General features: G+C 50.0%; 2 protein-coding genes. Both read right to left on the bottom strand.

The features are described from left to right. Positions 1–163: 163 nt before the first annotated feature. The gene (locus CW742_RS14225) at positions 164–538 is read right to left on the bottom strand and encodes a YqhA family protein (protein WP_292421508.1); all 375 of its coding nucleotides are present in this window, start codon (positions 536–538) and stop codon (positions 164–166) included. 82 nt (positions 539–620) lie between these two features. After that, positions 621–1040 carry a putative zinc-binding protein gene (locus CW742_RS14230; protein ID WP_292421510.1) on the bottom strand — a complete coding sequence of 140 codons (420 nt, stop codon included), beginning with the start codon at positions 1038–1040 and terminating at the stop codon, positions 621–623. Between the last annotated feature and the right edge of the window lie 117 nt (positions 1041–1157).

Genomic DNA, 1157 nt, shown 5'->3' on the forward strand with positions numbered 1-1157 from the left:
ACCGCGTCCTTCGGATGTCCGGAAAAATAATGTAGCCCAATCTTTTTTTAGAGACAAACCGCACCCCGGGTCCGGTCTCTCACGGAAATGTGAAGGGAGATCCCTCTGTCAGGTCGTAATGGGGACAGAAGTCATCTGCGAAAAATAAGTACGGGAAAAAATTTTAGTGCCCGTGCTTCCCGAGGAAGTACACGCCGGCACAGATTAAACAGATCGAGAATGCCATTGCCAGCATATCAATGGATGTGGTAAATTCCATGGATAGGATCCGCTGGAAGAACGTCACGATCAGCACCATGATGATGACTTTGATGATCTTGTTTTTCAGGTCATCAAGGTTCTCGGTATCAAGAATGCTCCCGAATCCCCCCTCGACCCGTGCAATGTCGATCTCGGAGATGAAGAGTTCGTAAATACCGAACGTGAAGATGATGAGGACGAGCCTGATCAGGTAAAAGTCCGCTGCCCCGATGATTCCTACCAGGATCTGTTCGTAGGTGGGTGGATGCCCGGTATTCTGAATGAGGGAGGTCCACACACGCTTTCCCAATCCCGGAGCTGGCCCCGGTAACGATGATTACGGGATTTTTTTCCATAGTTACATCGCCTGATCCTGAAAATTACAGATTACGCACCTTGGCTACTTCCTGTGCAATAACGTCAGAAAGTTTGTCGATCATGTCCTGTCGTTCGGCTGTCGGAATGTCGGGCAATTCGATCCCCCACGGTTCAAAATCGCAGACTTTGTAGGCTGGAACAATTTTATCCGGTTTGAATCCCGCTTTCCTGAGCGACTTGACGTCGCAGAGCTCGGGACACCCCGGTACCGCAATGATCGCCCGGGCATTTTTCAGGCGATCCAACTGCCAGTCGATCCCGGCCTGGATAGAAGCAGGGCAGATCCAGTCACATGTTCCCTTCGCTTTTTCATATAATACCTGATGGACCGCACCTGCGGAGATCTGGCCGTGGACACACATGCCGGAGCAGGATACCAGGATTACTTTTGATTCACTCTTGTTATCGTTACACGCGCTCATTTTCAACTCTCAAAACGCGTTATTTGTTGCGAAGCCTCTTAAATCGTGCTGGTTTTGCCACTTATTTACCAGATTCGGGGCCCGGAAAGGCTGCCGGAATGCGAACATGTACTATCC

The organism is Methanoregula sp. (assembly GCF_002835825.1).
Taxonomy (GTDB): domain Archaea; phylum Halobacteriota; class Methanomicrobia; order Methanomicrobiales; family Methanospirillaceae; genus Methanoregula.

What these genes read in the sequence shown, in the direction of transcription:
- CW742_RS14230 (WP_292421510.1), bottom strand. Translation starts at nt 1,040, where the DNA reads ATGAGCGCGTGTAACGATAACAAGAGTGAATCAAAAGTAATCCTGGTA.